Annotated in this window: 18 protein-coding genes; 16 read left to right on the top strand and 2 right to left on the bottom strand. The window is 40.3% G+C overall.

The window, feature by feature from the left end:
- The first annotated feature begins 11 nt into the window (after nt 1-11).
- From C4B60_RS10590 to C4B60_RS10565, 6 genes are all read left to right on the top strand, one after another.
- Nucleotides 12-536 carry a phage major tail protein, TP901-1 family gene (locus C4B60_RS10590; protein WP_104057986.1) on the top strand — a complete coding sequence of 175 codons (525 nt, stop codon included), beginning with the start codon at nt 12-14 and terminating at the stop codon, nt 534-536.
- 70 nt (nt 537-606) lie between these two features.
- On the top strand, nt 607-1,074 hold the full coding sequence (locus C4B60_RS10585) for a tail assembly chaperone (protein ID WP_167578630.1): 468 nt from the start codon (nt 607-609) through the stop codon (nt 1,072-1,074).
- A 2-nt stretch (nt 1,075-1,076) separates the two neighbouring features.
- Nucleotides 1,077-1,415 carry a hypothetical protein gene (locus C4B60_RS10580; RefSeq protein WP_104057984.1) on the top strand — a complete coding sequence of 113 codons (339 nt, stop codon included), beginning with the start codon at nt 1,077-1,079 and terminating at the stop codon, nt 1,413-1,415.
- A 19-nt stretch (nt 1,416-1,434) separates the two neighbouring features.
- On the top strand, nt 1,435-4,275 hold the full coding sequence (locus C4B60_RS10575; protein WP_104057983.1) for a phage tail protein: 2,841 nt from the start codon (nt 1,435-1,437) through the stop codon (nt 4,273-4,275).
- Between the two features lie 3 nt (nt 4,276-4,278).
- On the top strand, nt 4,279-5,094 hold the full coding sequence (locus tag C4B60_RS10570; protein WP_104057982.1) for a phage tail domain-containing protein: 816 nt from the start codon (nt 4,279-4,281) through the stop codon (nt 5,092-5,094).
- Between the two features lie 17 nt (nt 5,095-5,111).
- Nucleotides 5,112-6,770, top strand: coding sequence for a hypothetical protein (locus tag C4B60_RS10565; protein ID WP_104057981.1), 1,659 nt, complete (start codon nt 5,112-5,114; stop codon nt 6,768-6,770).
- A 14-nt stretch (nt 6,771-6,784) separates the two neighbouring features.
- Here C4B60_RS10565 and C4B60_RS10560 read toward each other — a convergent pair whose 3' ends face one another.
- Nucleotides 6,785-7,999, bottom strand: coding sequence for a hypothetical protein (locus C4B60_RS10560; protein WP_135122107.1), 1,215 nt, complete (start codon nt 7,997-7,999; stop codon nt 6,785-6,787).
- Between the two features lie 337 nt (nt 8,000-8,336).
- Here C4B60_RS10560 and C4B60_RS10555 point away from each other — a divergent pair, with 337 nt between their 5' ends.
- The 9 genes from C4B60_RS10555 (at nt 8,337) to C4B60_RS10520 (ending at nt 14,536) form a co-directional block, all read left to right on the top strand.
- A complete protein-coding gene (locus C4B60_RS10555; RefSeq protein WP_104057979.1) occupies nt 8,337-8,600 on the top strand; it encodes a hypothetical protein in 264 nt (87 codons plus the stop codon).
- A 330-nt stretch (nt 8,601-8,930) separates the two neighbouring features.
- Nucleotides 8,931-10,967, top strand: a complete 2,037-nt coding sequence (locus C4B60_RS10550; protein ID WP_245153936.1) for a phage tail spike protein — start codon at nt 8,931-8,933, stop codon at nt 10,965-10,967.
- Nucleotides 10,967-11,101: a hypothetical protein gene (locus C4B60_RS21830; RefSeq protein WP_280632265.1), complete on the top strand. Its 135-nt coding sequence runs from the start codon at nt 10,967-10,969 to the stop codon at nt 11,099-11,101. Before C4B60_RS10550 ends, C4B60_RS21830 begins: the two co-directional genes overlap by 1 nt.
- Before the next feature lie 13 nt (nt 11,102-11,114).
- Nucleotides 11,115-11,300, top strand: a complete 186-nt coding sequence (locus C4B60_RS10545; protein WP_209020080.1) for a hypothetical protein — start codon at nt 11,115-11,117, stop codon at nt 11,298-11,300.
- Between the two features lie 46 nt (nt 11,301-11,346).
- Nucleotides 11,347-11,646, top strand: a complete 300-nt coding sequence (locus C4B60_RS10540; protein ID WP_104057976.1) for a hypothetical protein — start codon at nt 11,347-11,349, stop codon at nt 11,644-11,646.
- A 117-nt stretch (nt 11,647-11,763) separates the two neighbouring features.
- On the top strand, nt 11,764-12,297 hold the full coding sequence (locus C4B60_RS10535) for a phage holin family protein (RefSeq protein ID WP_167578629.1): 534 nt from the start codon (nt 11,764-11,766) through the stop codon (nt 12,295-12,297).
- Nucleotides 12,297-12,566 carry a holin gene (locus tag C4B60_RS10530; RefSeq protein WP_104057974.1) on the top strand — a complete coding sequence of 90 codons (270 nt, stop codon included), beginning with the start codon at nt 12,297-12,299 and terminating at the stop codon, nt 12,564-12,566. Before C4B60_RS10535 ends, C4B60_RS10530 begins: the two co-directional genes overlap by 1 nt.
- Entirely contained in the window at nt 12,566-13,768 is a 1,203-nt protein-coding gene (locus tag C4B60_RS10525; RefSeq protein ID WP_104057973.1) for an N-acetylmuramoyl-L-alanine amidase, read from the top strand. The genes C4B60_RS10530 and C4B60_RS10525 overlap by 1 nt, the downstream gene beginning before the upstream one ends.
- Nucleotides 13,769-14,179: 411 nt before the next feature.
- Entirely contained in the window at nt 14,180-14,536 is a 357-nt protein-coding gene (locus C4B60_RS10520) for a hypothetical protein (RefSeq protein WP_104057972.1), read from the top strand.
- Nucleotides 14,537-14,679: 143 nt separating this feature from the next.
- Here C4B60_RS10520 and C4B60_RS10515 read toward each other — a convergent pair whose 3' ends face one another.
- Complete coding sequence (locus C4B60_RS10515) at nt 14,680-15,747, bottom strand: NAD(P)/FAD-dependent oxidoreductase (protein WP_104057971.1); 1,068 nt, start codon at nt 15,745-15,747, stop codon at nt 14,680-14,682.
- 252 nt (nt 15,748-15,999) lie between these two features.
- Here C4B60_RS10515 and C4B60_RS10510 point away from each other — a divergent pair, with 252 nt between their 5' ends.
- Entirely contained in the window at nt 16,000-16,236 is a 237-nt protein-coding gene (locus C4B60_RS10510) for a YuzB family protein (protein ID WP_104057970.1), read from the top strand.
- Nucleotides 16,237-16,294 lie beyond the last annotated feature (58 nt).

Here is a 16,294-nt window from a genome sequence, read left to right as displayed (position 1 = left end):
GAGTGAAGAGAATGGAACAAGGTAAGGATTGGATTTATATTGTGCAAAGTGAAAGTGCCCCATTAGGAGCACCACCTCTTGCTGTAGGACATCAAACAGAAGGAACGTTTAATCGGGGCGGCTCTATTATTGATGAGCAAACTAAGTTCGGACGGGCATTGGGTTATGGACCGAAAGAACAAAGTTTCGAAATCACAGCATATGCAGAGGTTGGGGATTCAGGGCAAACAGCGCTAGAAGATGCTTACGATAACGAGGAGCAATTGAAAGTATGGCGCGTTTATACAAAACCAAATGCTAACGGTGCTCATACAGCATATTTTGCATACACAATCATTGAAAACATCGATGTTTCAGATCCTACAGATGGTTTTGCGGAACTAAGCGTCACATTACCAATTATGCTTCAAGCTCAAAAGAGTGAACTACCTGAGCTTCCAGCAGACCTAATCGCATTCGCGCAATACGGATTCGAAGCGCCAGGAGAAACTACAGGAGCATTCCCTAACCAAACATCAGAAGCACCAGCAGGATAAACCAGAAGGGCGAGAGCATATCTCGTCCTTTTTATTATGAATTTATTTAATGAAAACGGAGGAATCATATATGCCAATTTTAAACGTGAACGGAAAAGACCTTGAATCGAAGGTAACATTCAAATTTAACAGTCTTGCGAAAGAAAAATATTACGGTGAAGACAAGGAAGGGAACAAATCATCTGGCATTAATAACATTTATGAAAAGTTACTTAATTTCGATCATGAAGGACTTATCGGCTTTTGGGATTGTGCAGTAAACCACCTTAAAGAACGTCCAACACGCGGGGATATTGAAGATGCTCTAATGGCAGTCATTGAAAAAGATGACGACACTGAAAAATTATTTAAAGAAGCATTTGAGACGATGGATAAATCGGGTTTTTTCAAACTACAAGCGAAGAAATACTGGAAGGACCTCGAGAAGGCGCCAGAGTTCGCGAAGGACGACAAAGAAAAAACTCAGATCGAAACATACGTGCAAAGAATGAAGGACAGCAGAGACCAGCTTCTAGGGACAAAAAAGAAAACGGCATAGACATGATGAAGGTATATGAGTTATGCGCTCGTTACCTTCAAGTTTATGACGAAGATGTGATCGGCTCATGGACGATGAACGAATACAAAGCCAAATTAAAAGGTGCTCATCTTCGTGAGATCGATCAGCTGGAGAACCTGAGTAAAGGCGCAATGATGAACGCTATAGCTGCTAACAAGAAAGGCACGACAGCCAAGAAGCTGTTTGACGCTCAGAAGGCGCGTAGGGAGCTCGAAAAAGGGTCTCTACAATATACCCGTCAAGAAGTTAAGCAACCATTGGATAAAACACGCTATAACAAGATGAAAAAAGCCATGTCATCCTATCAGATGCCAGTATAAATGAGGGGAGGAAACGCTTATGCATGAAAATTTTATGGCTCGAATCGGTGCTAGAATCAAAGAGTTTCAAGCTAAGATGAAGCAAGTTGATGCCCAGGTAAGAAAAACGGCTATGGGTACTGATAAGCCGATCGGTGCTGATATTTCAGAGTTTTTGCGTAAAGCTGCTTTAGTCGCTGCAGCTGCTAGAGCCTTAGCACGAGACAAAGTAATCATACCCATTGAAGCTAGGGTTAATCGTTTTCAATCAGCAATGGACCGTATTGCTACGACTATCCGTAGCTTTGATACGATCATCAGAAATTCAATAGGAGGATCGTTTCTAGCCATTAGTCCAATAATTGTTCCAATTATCTCCTCAATAACGGGAGCACTCGGAAATCTAGGCGTCATGCTTGGAACAATAGCAGGTTCAACCTTTGCACTTGGTTCGGCCTTCGGGCTTGCCGGAACTGCAGGGATTGGGTTTGCATCCATCATGACCAGCAACCTAAAAAGTGTATTCGAAGCAAATGAAGAGTTAAAAAAGCTTGAAGAAAAAATGGCGATGGCTACGACTGGCAAAGAGAGAAATAAAATCGCTGAAGAAATGGCGCAAATTCAAAACGCTTTAAATGGCAACCAAACTAAAGCGCTTGAATCTATGGAGAAATTAAGCAACATATGGGGCAAGATTACGAAACAGTTCGAGGATCAGTCAATAAGTATTTTTACAGATGCCATGGATCTCCTTGGGAGAACACTTCAAAGAATTACGCCTCTCTTTGAGGGATCATTCAAAGCTGTTGAAAATCTCATGAGCAGCCTGAATAAATCCTTTGAATCTGACAGCGCGGCAGCCTTTTTCGATGTTCTGAATCGTACTGGCGGTCCGTTACTTGAAATGTTAGGTAAAGCCTTCGGAAACTTTGCACAAGGCATAATGAATATGATGGTCGCCTTTGAGCCGTTGACAAAGACAACGACTGAGGGCTTTTTGGCGATGTCTCAGCGCTTTGAGGAATGGTCAGCAGGATTAGGCAAGTCAAAAGGTTTTCAGTCCTTTATCGCTTACGTAGAGGACAATATGCCGAAGATCCGCGCTATCTTTCGGGATGCAATTGCAGGAGTTATTTATTTGTTCGCAGGATTCAGTGGATCCGCATCCGGCATGATGGATAACCTGGTTGATCTGATGGCTCGATTTAAAAAGTGGGCGTCAGATCTTGGTAATAACAAAGGATTCCAAACGTTCCTTGATTATATTAATGAAAGTGGTCCTAATGTCATTCGTTTTATCGCTAATTTGACAAAATTCCTCGTAAATCTTGGAATCGGGTTAGCACCGATCGGATCTTATCTGCTTGATTTAGTTGATCGCTTTTTGGAGTGGTCAAACGCCATGATGGAATCAAACCGCATAATAGGAAACTTAGTTGGAATTGGTTTGGTCATTGCAGGATTTTTACTTGCTATTATCCCGACAATTGTAGGGGTAAGGGTCGCTTTCGCGGGATTAGGCACGTTCATTCTAAAAAGCATTGGTCCTGCCTTCAATTTTCTTAAGGGATTATTTACGAACTTCGGAGCAACCATGGTGAACCTGGGTGCAAGATTTCCGATTCTATTAAGCTCCTTCAACCTATTACGTGCTGGATTTGCTTTATTGGCCGGCCCGATCGGAATTGCAATTGCAGCTCTTTCTCTACTCATTCCGGTATTCATAAGGCTATGGAATGAAAATGAGAATTTCCGAAATGGGATCATTACGGCGTGGAATTTGATAAAAACAGCCTTTCAAACAGCCATCACGTTCATTTCTGAGCTGGCAATGACTGTTTTTGGCGCGCTGTCTACCTGGTGGGCAGAGAATCAACAAACTTTCTATACTGCAGCTAAAAATACATGGGATTTAGTCTACAATTCAATTGTCGCAATTCTAGGATTTATCTGGGAAATTATCGTGCAAATCGCTTCGAGAATCGCTGATTTTTGGGCGACTCACGGCGATACCATTTCTACAGTCGCGAAAAATACATGGACTTTCCTTTATGATACGATTTCTCACTATGTCAAGCAGGCGTGGGAAGTCATCAAGCTTGTTCTGGGCTTGATACAAGGGATATTCCAAGTGGTATGGCCTTTAATTTCTGGGATTGTGCAGGTTGCCTGGTCACTAATTACCAGCATTATCCAGATTGCGATAGATTTAGTTTTTGGCATCATAAGCGCGACAATGTCTGCTTTGCAGGGAGATTGGGGCAAAGCCTGGACAACCATTAAGGATACTGCTTCAAATATCATGGATACCATTGTTAGCACGTTTGAAAATATCGACTTGCTTCAGATCGGTAAGGACATCATCCAAGGTTTGATCAATGGCATTGGGTCGATGGCAACAGCTGTCTGGGATGCTGCTTCAAATGTCGCGGGGAATATCATGGATGCGATCTCCTGGACAACTGACACTCATTCACCATCAAGGGAGACGTTCAAGCTAGGGGTATTTAACGGTCAGGGATTAGTCAATGGTCTAGCATCCATGGGCAGTAAGGTCAAGAATGCTGCTACAGGATTAGGTAGTGCTGTGATTGACAATATTGCTCCAAAACGAAATCTAGCTTTTGACATCGGCATGAACAGCATAGACACCGGCTGGCAGATGGACGAGTTAAAACGTCAGATTGAACAGGAGCTGCAAGTTGATCTTACTATTCATCACGAAGGTACTGGATCAACAGGAACAGGCGGTTCTGATACGACTAACGTCGATAATCGCGGGCTATTCGAAGGCGCGAACTTCTATGTGCGTGACGATCAGGACATTGAGAAGTTAGCTCGACAGCTTCACTTATATAATCAAAAATCAAGGAGGGGATAAGCATTGAGAGAAGATGACGTTTATATTGATGATTATTTATTGCAAGATGACGGTCTGATCATCACGCTGGACTCGGAAGAATCTTTGCTCCCTCCTGTTCGAAATAATTCAGTGACGATCCCGGGCCGCCCGGGTGCTTATGATTTCGGAGGGGAATTTGATGTGAGGCCATTTAACCTGATCTGTGTCAAGTTCTCTGATAGCCATACGAATTTTAAATTCGATACGAGAAAGTTTTCCGGCAGATTTAAGGATCAATACGGAAAGCTAAAAACAGTTAAGCTCAGGTTTGGGGATGAACCAGATAAGTTTTATTGGGTCCGGTTGACTTCTGGTATTCCCATTGAAAAACTCGCAAAGAACGGCCGTTTCGTTCTTCCTTTGACCGCTTACGATCCGGCTGCCTATTCGATCGTTACAAGCGACGAAGTGACATGGGGAAGCACAGAATTAACCTTTGCATCCAGTTATGAGTTCGGGCATATGGGGACGGGAGTAGTCAATGTGACTGCTCCCCAAACCATTAACTACACCGTAACCGGAGATTACTTAAAACCAAAAATTGAAATCACAGGCTCAGCAACATCATTGACCATCTCAGCTAATGGGAGGTCTATTTCTTTGCCTTCTTTTAGCAATGTTACGTGGGTGATTGATGGTGAAATGTACGATGTATTAAAAAATGGTCAAAACGCCATAGGCGAAGTAATAGGTCCATTTAATCCTATTGAGTTTTTCAATGGAGATAATGAACTTCAGATCACGGGAACGGGGTTAAATTTCACATTGAAAGTACCAATTAGAGATAAATACTCATAAAAGGATGGTGGTGGTATATGCCAGCAGAACGCATAGATAAAGGTTGGAGTTTAAATCGGGGCACTGACGAGCTTAATAAAGCGATTGATATTGCGAATAAAGTAGAGGTTGATTCTGCAGTAGCTGTCAATACAGCGAATGAGTCAAAAAATCAATCCCAAAACGCATTAACAAAAGCAGATAACGTACAGCTTCAGTTTAACGAAGTGGTTATTGATGGGGATTCCAGTGTCGAGGCAGCGCAGGCGAGAGTAGATGCTATAGGAAATGTTAATCCTACTTTAAAGGCTAGGTTGGATCGAGAAAGCCAAAAGATGGGTTATATTCGATATGGTAAACTAACTTACCCATCTGAATTTTCACACCCAGGTGTGGATATTTATCGCGATGTAACCGGAAGAATACATCACAACTTTGATCTGAAACAATACTTGATCGGAGACCTAGATATTTATTTTGATAGTGTAAATGGTAATGATACGTTGGGAAATGGAACATTATCGAATCCTTTTCGGACGTTGAATAAAGCAAAGGACACAGCAAAAGTAGCTGCCGAACCCAAAATAATTATTAAAGGATTATCTGAAATTGTTGAGTTAGGTCAATTTAACAAAGGTAATAATACAAGGGAAGTAATGCCGGAAGGTAAGATTATCTCTATTATTCCCTTTAATGATAAAAATAAATTCAAGTTTATTAATGGTAGAAATAGTAACACCTTAACCTGGGTTTCGTCTGATGGTATCTACAAAACGACCCGAAATTTAGTAAGCAACGTTATGGATTTTACTTACTTGGATGTAAATGGCGTTCCAATACCTTTCGAAAAGAAGACAACTCTTGAATTATGTGTTGAAACTCCCTTTAGCTATTATACCAACGGTACAGAATTGTGGGTAAATCGCAATGGATCAGTGCCTGATACAAATGTTTGGGCTATTTTAACAACAGCAAATTACACTTGGGATATATCAGGGAGCACACTATATTTAAAAGATGTTGAATTTTATAGTGGTTCCGATGTTTACGGGAACTGCGATATAAAAGGTAATTTAGCGTCAGTCTTTGTAGGAGACAATGTAACGTATTGGGGTGGTTTAATACACTCTGTTAATAACAACAACGGAGATAACGGTCTGAGTATTGAAGGAGTTGGAAGGGTTTATAACTTTAACTCTAAAGCAACTTATAACGGTAAGGATGGTTTTAACTACCATTACAATACTATCGATCTTGTAGACCGAAGAAAATGCACTGTTTTTGAGTTTGAATGTGAAGCGTATGAACAAGGTAGATATAAAACCCTTTCGAACAATAACGCTACTACAGCGCATGAGGGGGTTACTATTTTCAGGGTTTCTTGCATAGGTTATGACACATATGGGCCAGTATGTGCGGATGTTAATGGATGTAATATATACATGGTAGATTGTCATATGAGGGAATGTTTAGCGAAAGATTTAGGAGTAGGTAGACATGCAGCTTACTATTTCGACAATGTGAATGCACAGTCTAATGGAGTAGCATACCTTGAAAATTGTAGTGGCGGTGGTGTAAGTAATTATGCGATCGGCACAGACAATACCTTTGATATTAAAATTTTAAAGTTTGAAGGTTCCGGACGTATTTTGAATAGTACGTGGTCAAAAATAACACAAGTTGAAGGGATAGTATAAAAAAAGCCTAACCCTTAATGGGTAGGCTTTAATATCCTTTTTCTCGTAATAATTATTGCTGCACAAAACCATATAAGAGGTTCTGTAACGAAGAAAGATGAAGCAGGGATGCTATAAATAATGATTGCTATCGCTGCAAGACTCATAATCATTGTAGTAGAATCAACTGTTTTTATGCTGATCTTCAGTAATTTAAAAAAGAAAATTATCAGTATTAACAAACCAATTAATCCATATCTAAAAAGCATAGCACCATGTAGTAAGTGGATGTTATGAACACTTTCAGCTCCTAATAAAGCTGAGTTTGCTACTGAAGTATCCAGTGTACCTGACATATCCAGAGTACCTCCAAGACCGTAGCCGAACAGCCAGTAAAAAACATTGGAGCCTAATGTGTGGGTAACAGCAGTTACTTCATATAATCTTTGCGAAATGGTGATGTCTCTTGAAAAATCTATTCCCCCGACATTCGGGTTGAATATCTCCATCATCGAGTAAATTCTCATACCCAGTGGAGAAGAAAGTATTTCATAAGCAAAGTGATTTAGAAGGCTATTAAAAGTTAGTATGGCTAAGATTAAAAGTAAAACTGAAGAATACATGAATATAGCTAATAATCCAAATTTCTTTTTGAATATCATGATAAATACCAAAATTATTATCATTATCCCTAATGTCATTAAGGTCGCTCTATTTGAATTAATCGCAATAAGGATGATCGGAATGAGGTTTATAAAAATGAATTTCTTATATCCTAAGTATGATCCATAAAGGAAAAGAGCGAAATAAAAAATAATTAAAGAAACAGACGGCCATCCAAATGCGAATTCTAAAATTAAAATTGCTATCGCAGTGAGCAAGGAAACTTTAATTAAGTTGTTTTTGTTAATATCAAAATGAATGTTTCCAAATCGTGTGAGAAGAAAAATGGCTAGTCCTACAATCAAATATGCTAAATCAGACAAGATGTATGTATACGAGTTGCTATTAATAAATCCTATTAACAAGGAATAAAAAATAACAATTCCAATTGTAGACGTAAACTTAATATCTTCCGAGTAAAATTTAATTTTGTGATTAAATAGGTATAATGGTCCTGCAATGTAAACTGTTCCAAATGCTATCGAGGCAACAAACAAACCTCTTATATACGGAGTTTGAGCGTTCCCTAAAATACCTGCTTGATTTAAAGCTAAAGTCCCTATCAAATTTATAAATATGTATGCCATTAGAAAGTAAAAAAACCAAACTCTTCCTGAGGGGGTGTAATAAAGCATAATAAAGAATTTCCTCCTAAAATTGTTAATGTAGGAACTATTATATACTATTTTCCACTTCAGTAGATGAAAATTTTGTCGAAGTCTTATAATACGAGAAACCGTCGGAGGTATCGGCATGGTATGGAATCAGAAAAAGCTTATTTTACAATAATTTGTGATAAATGCGGTTCTAAGGAAGTTCAGTTAAGCGCAGATACAGAATTCAGCGTCCATGTTCACTGTAGTGATTGCGGATCTTATGGCGTACAGTATGATAATCTTGTCTACAATTCGTAGGAGTGAACATATGGATAAAACTACACTATTCAAATCAATAGAAGGGTTATTCGCTTATGACACAGGGTGTGTAGATTCAGGAATTAAAGATGAATATATAAAACACGAAGTTTTTTCGTATTTGAACAGTCTTTCCGAGAATGGTTTTCGTATTCTTTTGTCTGAATATATAAGAGAGTACTATGTATCTGAAAATGCGATTGCCAAAGGATATGGAATTGAAGATGTTGCAGAATTTCTTAGGTGGTTAAGTGATAATGGTATTGATTTATAAGTCGTAGTAAGAAACGGAGTGATATTGTGCGATTGAGAAAGGGTTATAAGATAATAAATGACCGTGGTCGTATAGGTGTTATCACAGAGTTTGGAAGTAAAAACTCTACTCGAACTGTATCATTCGATGGAATTGAAGGAAGCCAAGACGGATGGTGTTATAGAGAGCAAATAATTGAAGTTTATAAACCAAACGGAGAACGGGTTATTTAAAGCGTAGGAACAAACGGCGCAATAACCAAATAATCAAAATCAAAAGGATTCGGCAAACCGTCGGGTCCTTTTTCTATGGAAAAGAGGTGATACCTTGATCAAAATATTCAACCGTAACATGCAGTTGCAGTCTATCCTACAAAATGCATATGCAATCGGCTATGAGACGCCACTCAATGAATTATGGAGTGCGTCTTTTTCTATGCCTTTAAATGACCCTAAGAACCAATACTGCAAGCCTTTTAACTACGTGGAGGTGTGGGATGGGGATGAACGCATTGAGCTTTTCCGGATCATGCCGACGCTAACCACTAAAAACGAGAATGAAAACTCAGTGTCCTATCAATGCGAGCATGTGCTGGCAACCCTAATCGATGATCTGATCGATGATTATGCCCAATGGACTAACTTTACGACACGTGTTGTCTTAACGGACATGCTGCAGTACCAAGAGGTTAAGAGGTGGGCACTTGGTCGTGTCGCTTTTACCAGGTACTTTCATTACGGAATTGAAAAAGAGGAACTTTATAGCGTTATTATGAGTATTCCGAGACCATTCGATCAGCAGTATCAGTGGAATTTCGATACAACTGTTTTCCCATGGGTCCTCCATTTAGATGCAGCTTCAAACGAGATTGTTGGAGAAGCTCGGTGGGGTAAGAATATTCAAGGAATCACGAAAGAATCTGATCCTTATCCGGTAGCTACTCGTATCTATCCATACGGCTATGGCGAGGGTGTCAATCAGTTAAATATAGAAGAGGTCAATCCCACAGGAAAACGCTACATCGAAGCGGAACCTTCCATCATTGAACAATACGGCATCATTAAATATGTATGGGTGGATCGACGTTTTGAAGTTGCTGCCTCTCTCTATTCAAGTGGATTAGCCAAATTAAATGAACTTAAAACACCTAAAAATTTGTACACCGTCAACGTCGTGGACTTGAAAAAGCTCGGTGATCTTAACCGGTTTGATGTCGGGAAACTCGTTCGAATTACAGATGAGGACCTGGGGATTGTCGATGTTCGTGTAAGGAAATTTAAGAAGTCAGATATCTATGGTGCACCACATGCAATAGAGCTTGAGATCGGCGACAAGTTAGACGATACTGGCACAACTCAGGCTGATCTAGAACGAAGGCAACAGATCAATGATACGTATTCACAGGGAGCAACCAATATTGACAGTCATTCCTATGTAGATAATTGCGATCCGGGTCATCCGGCCGTCATTGAAATCTTCCTTGATGAGGGATTGGTGAATGTTAATACAATGAACTTAACCTTTAAAACAGAAGGTTTTCGATCCTATTCACGAGCGACAGAAGGCGGAGGGGCGAGGGTTGATACCACTAGCTCAGGAGGAGGAACAAGTACATCAACTGAAAGCGGAGGAGAGAGTACACAGACTTCGAGTTCTGGCGGAGCTAACACTGCGACAAGTTCTAGCGGTGGAGGTACAACCGCATCAAGTACCAGCGGAGGTGGAACTAGCAAGTCTACCGATAGTGGTGGAGGAAGCGCTCAAACATCAGGAGGCGGCGGAGATCACCGACACGTCATGTTTCAGACGACTGGATCATCCGGGGGTTCTTCTCAATCCACAGCAGCTACAACAGCTGGGGGATTAACGATTCATTTAGATGGCAATACGCCAACCATGACAAATTTTGAAACCTTATCAGCATCAGGTAATCACTCGCATAGCGTTACGATCCCGTCTCACAGCCATGATTTTTCAACGCCGAATCATTCTCATGATGTCACGATTCCAAATCATACTCATAGTGTTAACATCCCTAACCATACACATAATGTCACGATTCCGGCTCATACACATAACTTTACGATCCCGAATCATACACACAGCATCACGTTGCCTGATCATGTCCATGAAATCGAGCACGGTATCTACCGCTTGAATACAATGCCTTCATCCGTTCAAATAAAGGTAGATGGCAATATCGTTCCGATCAATGATTTAAACGTTACTGACCTCAATATTATCCCATACCTGGCTAAAGATTCAGGCGGTAGAGTCACACGGGGTACATGGCACACTATTGAGATCACACCAAACAATCTAGCCAGGATCAATGCCAATGTGATTTCGCGTTTATTTATCCAGTCGAGATCAGGAGGGAAATTTTAATGAGAGAATGGTTGATTAAAAAAATCATAGGCAACAAGCCGGTTATTGCAAACGTAACGATCGAAGCAACGTTAATCAAAGCATCTGAAGCACATGTATTAGTCCATAAATCGAATATAAGTGAGGTGAAGTAGCATGATATTAGAAGTGAGTACTCACAGTGGAAAAGAATTAGAAATAGAAGTGGAGTCCTATAACGCTACAGAAATGAACCAAAAAACAAATGATCGAGAAGTTGATACGATCGTGATTGGAGATTATATTCTTTCTCGAATTGACATCAAGTATGTTGGTCCAAAAGCGCCTCAAAACACTGAAAATTCGTCAGAGTAATAACCGAATATAAAGTACAATTGTTATATAGACAGGAGGGAGTTTCATGAAGAGAATTTATGCAACTTTAATTGCTCTTTTGGTAATTATTTCGGTTCTTGCAGGATTTGATGATAATAAAAGCACAATAGATTTTGATTCGTTTGCTGTAGGTTTCTATACAGAAATGATAATTGCTGGTGAACATACAGATGAATTAGAAACGCAATATGAACAGTTGAAAGAATATCAATCAGAGCAGGATCAAGAGCTTTATATCGCTCTTGAAAATATGTATATCGCTTTAAATTCTGATGGATCCGCAACGCCTTATCAGCTAGAGGCTATGCGGTTGATAAATAAATAGAGAAAGCACAAGGCGCCCATAGAGGCGTCTTTTTTGTTGAGGAAAATTAAGAGAACTAAAGGGGGAGTTTGATATTGAAAGGAGACGAGGAGAATGGTGCGTTGGGAGGTATTTGCTGTGAAAAGTATTTTAGCTTTAGTTACTGGTTTTACAGTTTATATATCAGGCGTTATTAATGAAGCCACAGTAATACTAGTCTTTTTTATGTTTCTGGATTTTATCTCAGGGATGTTAAGGGGGTGGCTTACTAAATCATTGAATAGCACGATTGGTCTTGCAGGGCTAATCAAAAAATTTGCTGTCATTGTGATCTTAGCCATGACTGCAGGGCTTGAATATTTCTTTATGCATATGGGGCAGGACACAGGGGGACTGATCATCTTAACGGTGAGCAGTTTTTTTATTGTCAATGAAGGGTTATCGATCTTAGAGAATTGTGCGCAGTTGGGCTTACCGATACCACCTATTCTCTATAATTCGCTTGAAAAGTTGAATCGGGATCCATCCGGTAAAGAACAGGCCATAATCAGAGATCCTTTGCTGGATAAGATCGATAAGGCGGTTTTGTTGAAAGAAGTAAAGCAGAACCAGGTAGAGATCGCCAGCCAAGAACTAAAAAAAGAAGAAGATCAAAAAGGAGATGATGTCTGATGAAAGAAGTATTGATTTTCGCAACGGTATTAGCACCAATCGTTTTAGCCGTAGTGGAGTTATTTAAGCGATCTTTTCCCATTTCAAAGAATTACGTTCCACTCATCGCAGTTGCGGTGGGTATTTTTATTGGTTTTGCAGCAAGTCCGTTCAGTGAATTAGATACCGTTTTAAGATTATGGGCCGGAGGTTTTGCTGGTTTAAGCGCAACAGGGCTTTTTGAAATTGGAAATAAGAGATCAGGACTAACAAAGGATGGTGAGAGGTAATGGTAATCTTAAAAGATGTTGTAGATATTAAAGATAAAGGACATGGGCCTAATACGTACCCACCTAGTAAAGGTGTGCCTCAAATGGCAGAGTTTTCATTTAATAATGCTGTAGTTAATCACGCTGCACAAATCCTTGGAAATAAAATTAAGAGTGTAGAAGCTCAATCATCTACTGCTCCAGATGTTCCACTTGTTACAAGAACGAATATTTATAACGCTGCATATAAAGCAGCTAAAGAAGCAATCGGGGCATCCCACCACGCTAATGCAAATGGGAATCCGACTGTTCGAGGGTTTGGCGTTTTCTATTGGTACAACAATCCGCAATCTAAGAAGCTTGCAGAGATGTATCTGGCTGAATATAAGAGAGAGTTCCCGGATCTGCCAATTTGGGGTACCGGGCTCTTTGCTTCTATGCCGGGCTCTTGGACAAACTTCCATATGACACGAGTACCGGATTATCCGGCAGTATTGGTTGAATGGGAGTTCATGACCAATCCTGAAGCACTAAAGCTGTTAATGTCGGATGATTATCGAAGACGATGCGGAAAAGTTGCTGCTAAAGTAACATGCGCTTGGTACGGCATTCCATTCGAAGAAGGAGGAAAAGTTGTACCGATTAAACCGGCTCAAACAGTACAGCCGATTGTCGATAAAACACCGCCCGCAGTTGGTCAGGAAGTTGTGCATTTACCTGCAGCTGCTTCATCATGGAGACTTTACCCAACAAACAAGGCTCCTGTTAAAGGGAATGAAGTGGCTTTCCTTAACCCTGCTAAATTTGGAGGATTATCTTATACAGTTATCGGTCGTCCGCAGGCAAATGTTGTTACGATTCAAACTTCACAATTTGGCAAGGGTAATATTTTTGTGGGACCTGGCACCGGAGCAACATTCTCAAGCAATCAAACTTCTCCAGCGAAACCATTGCCTAAAAAGCGTTTCGTAAAGCTGCCTGCACGATCAGGAAGAGTAAACAATACTTCATGGGCTTTGTATCATCTAAATAAGCCACCGAGACGCTCTCCTGCTTCTAATATTAAATTAGAGCTTAACCCTCATAAGTTTGGTGGACTAGAATATGAAGTGCTTGGAAACCATCCTGATATTGCGAACGTGGTTAAGATCAAGTCCACGCAAGCAGGAGAAGGTTGGATTTATGTTGGCAAGGAAACAGGAACAACATTTGAAACTAGATAAGTGTATGGTATACTAAATCCACACGATACTTACATCTGGTGTACTGGCACCGATGGACGAAAGAAGCCCCTTTACCTTAATTGGTAGAGGGGCTTTTTTATTTGTGTAGAATATGGTAAAATATATTTACAGCACATCTATGCGGATAGGTGTGACTCGTCTAAGCTATCAGACTTTCCGCAGCTGGTAGCGATGGGGTAGTTGCTTACCTTGAGTGCACGCAAAAGTAACGGTTTAGGGTTTGGTGTCCCCTGTTTTTGCCTTAAAACAAAATGGCGCTGGTACATATATGCGAATGCGGCGCAGTCACTAGCTGACCGATCAATTGAGATCAACCGTATATATTAAGCCCTTTTACCTTTAATGGTAGAAAGGCTTTTTTATTTGCTATAATCTTCATGAGGTGATTAGGTGTTTACGGAAGAAGAAATATTGAAATCAATTGAAAAACAGATCCCCGGCATTCTAAAACGTCATAAGGCTATTATCTCCGTTAAACCATTTAAGTCTGAAATAGATGATTACTCTGCAAAATTCGGTTATGAGGTTAAAGATCATGATCGTGTATTTCACATTTACAAAAGGTTCGTATTAACAAACGATGGATACAAATATGATTCAGATTATATTCTTTCATATGAAGTAGGAGGCAGCAGAGGATTTTCTCAAGGCTCCCGTTCGTTTGACGAGGCTTACCAGGTGCTTAAAACATTCCCCTCGGGTACTGCTTATAAGTCCAGTAGGTTTTTCTTGGAGGATGAAGAGTAAGCAAAAAAACCTGACGAAAACCTGACAAAAACCTGACAAAAAAACACGCTCAGGTGAATGAGCGTGAAATAAATCAGAAATTATTAAGCTATAAATGCCTATTCTAAAGGGTTTTGAAGATGTCGGTAAAAGCCTGAGAAACCCTATCCGTTATGATACTTATACATCCAAAGGACACCGGATTTCATCAGACGGGCAATTCTTCCAGTAATGGTTCGGTCGGCAAGGTAAGCAAAGCCATGCTTTTTACCAAGTGAGCCCATAAAACCTTTAAGTTTTATTTTTGGCATTTCTTCAGGAAGTTTGTCGCCCTTCCAGCGTGCCTGCAGCACCTTTACAATTTGCTCTGCCTGTTCTTCAGCCAGCTGAGCGCTAGGGGCAAAAGGCAGGCTTGCGCAGTCTCCGACCACATAAACATGCTCATTCTCAGGCAGATTATGATATTGAGTAAGCACAAGACGCTTTGAAGAATCCTTTTCAGTTGGAATATCACGAACCACTTCAACGGGCTGAATCCCTGCTGTCCATACACAAACATCAACAGGAATAGATTCCTCACGATTATAAAGCATATTAGGCTCTACTTTCGTGATATTTGAATTGCTGACAATTTCCACCTGATTGGCATCAAACCATTTTTTTACATAATTACTTAAACGAACAGGGAAGGCAGGAAGAATTCGTTCGCCTCGGTCAAACAGCTTAATCTCCAAATCGCTTCTGCTTTCTCTGAGCTCACTTGCGAGTTCAATTCCACTTAGTCCCGCCCCCACTACTCCAACAATGGAGCCGGAAGGAAGGTTAGACAGCTTTGAATAGGTTGCACGTGCCTGATGAATGGATTGAATGCTATGTGTATATTCATCTGCACCAGGAACATTATGATACTTATCCTCACATCCCAGGCCGATGACGAGGTCATCATAGTCGACAGAATCGCCGCCCTCTAAAAGCACCTGTTTACTGTTTATATCAATTTTTGTAACCGTTCCATATTTCATTTTAAGGCGCTCATGCTCAGGAAATGATACACGGACCTCCTGATCTGAAATCGTGCCGGAGGCTAATGCATAATACTCCGTTTTTAAGCAGTGGTAAGGCGTTCGATCAATTAAGGTGATTTCTACATCATCTGGCAGCTGGTTTGGCAGTAATCGAAGCAATACCCTCATATTACCGTATCCTCCGCCGAGTAATACTAACCGTTTCATAGGAACCCTCTCTTTGCAATCAGCATTTATTTTACGAAAGCACTTTCAATAAGATGCTTATTCGCACAATACGTTATAACTAAACGTCTGCATATATAAAAAAGTATAGCGGAATAAGGTCCAATGTACAATAACAATAAGAGAATTCCTTCACAAACTTTTCAAGAGTATACCCTATTAAACACAATTCAAATCATTGACTGGGGATAGTAAAAAAGGTAGCATGGAATGGTGTGAGAGGTGAAATAGAACATGAAACCGATTATTGAATTTTGCATCAGCAATCTTGCAAGCGGCTCCCAGGAAGCACTTGAGGAACTGGAAAGAGACCCTAATCTTGATGTCATTGAATATGGATGTCTTGGATACTGCGGAAAATGTGCTGCCTCCCATTTTGCTTTAGTAAATGGCGATGTAGTAGAGGCAGAAACTCCTAAGCAGCTTGTTGAGGAAATTTATATCTATTTAGAGGAAAACCCAATGTTTTAATCATAGAGAAATGGGCCTGACCGTCTACTGGTTGGGTCTGTTTGGTGTTTTAAAGGAT

The organism is Jeotgalibacillus proteolyticus (assembly GCF_002926065.1).
Lineage (GTDB): Bacteria > Bacillota > Bacilli > Bacillales > Jeotgalibacillaceae > Jeotgalibacillus > Jeotgalibacillus proteolyticus.
Note: the sequence above shows the minus strand (reverse complement) of the source record. Positions and strands in the feature narration are given on the sequence as shown.